General features: G+C 65.8%; 2 protein-coding genes. One reads left to right on the top strand and one right to left on the bottom strand.

Annotated features, from left to right (window positions below):
* Window positions 1-1,049: HAD-IC family P-type ATPase (locus BJF87_RS22760; protein ID WP_262339120.1), on the bottom strand; the 1,049-nt coding region annotated here is incomplete at its 3' end.
* A 30-nt stretch (window positions 1,050-1,079) separates the two neighbouring features.
* Here BJF87_RS22760 and BJF87_RS27025 point away from each other — a divergent pair.
* Window positions 1,080-1,318, top strand: a 239-nt coding sequence (locus BJF87_RS27025) for a hypothetical protein (RefSeq protein WP_262339119.1), incomplete at its 3' end; no start/stop codon positions are given.

Here is a 1,318-nt window from a genome sequence, read left to right as displayed (position 1 = left end):
GCGTCGCTACCAGGGGCGGGCTCGACGGCGATCACAGTCGGTTCCCCCTTGGTGAGGGTTCCGGTCTTGTCGAACAGCACTGCGTCCACGGTGCGCATAGCTTCCAGGGCGAGGCGGTCTTTGATCAACACCCCCCCGCGGGCAGCGCGTTCGGTGGCGATGGCGACCACCAGCGGTATAGCCAGGCCGAGCGCGTGCGGGCAGGCGATGACCAGCACGGTGATCGTGCGGATGACCGCGTCATCGGGTTGACCGATCACCGTCCACACGATCGCGGTGATAACCGCAGCGGTCAGTGCGAACCAAAACAGCAGCGCGGCCGCGGAATCGGCGAGGCGTTGCGCACGTGACGACGAATTCTGGGCGTCGGTGACCAGCCGCTGGATACCGGCCAGCGCGGTGTTCTCACCGGTCGCGGTGACTTGCACGCGCAAACCGGAATCGGTGGCCACCGTTCCAGCGACGACCGGATCACCCCCGCCACGGCGGACGGTGCGCGATTCACCGGTCACCATTGATTCGTCGACCTCGGCGGTTCCGTCGATGACCAGGCCGTCGGCGGGAACGCTGGCACCAGGGCGCACGATCACCACATCCCCGACCTGCAACTGCGCCGGGGCCACAATGCTGATCTGTTCACCGTCGACGCGTTCGGCCTCATCAGGCAGCAGTGCCGCCAACGAGTCCAGCGCCGAGGTCGTCTGGGCCAGCGACCGCATCTCGATCCAATGCCCCAGCAGCATGATGACAATCAGCAGGGCCAGTTCCCACCAGAAGTCCAGTTCATGGTGCACAACCTCGAGACTGGCTCCCCACGAGGCGACGAAGGCCACCGTGATCGCCAGAGCGATCAGCAACATCATGCCCGGTGTGCGCGAGCGCACCTCGCTCACGGCCCCCGACAGGAACGGACGCCCGCCCCAGGCGAACATCACCGTGCCCAGTACCGGGGAAATCCATTGCACCACGACGGTATCGGGCAGCTGATAGCCGATGAGCATGGCAAACATCGGTGAGAACGCGACGACCGGCACCGCGAGGACGAGCATGATCCAGAACAACTGCCGGAACTGGCCCACATGGTCACCATGCCCGCCGTGCCCGTGACCGCCGTGACCACTGTGACTGTCGTGGCCGGCGTGGTCGCCGGAACCGTTATGGCGTTGTCCGGCAGAGGAATCGGGGTGGTGGTGTCCGGTGTGATCGAGCACCGCCTCGTGGTGCTCAACCTGGCCGTGGTGGTGCTGATCGGCGGCCGTGTGACCGGCGTGTTCAGCAGAGGTGTGCTCGTTCATGACGCCACCTTATACCCCTGGGG

This window comes from Gordonia sp. CNJ-863, from assembly GCF_001942325.1.
GTDB lineage: Bacteria > Actinomycetota > Actinomycetes > Mycobacteriales > Mycobacteriaceae > Gordonia > Gordonia alkanivorans.
The sequence above is the reverse complement of the archived record's forward strand: the minus strand, read 5'-3'. Positions and strand labels throughout refer to the sequence as shown.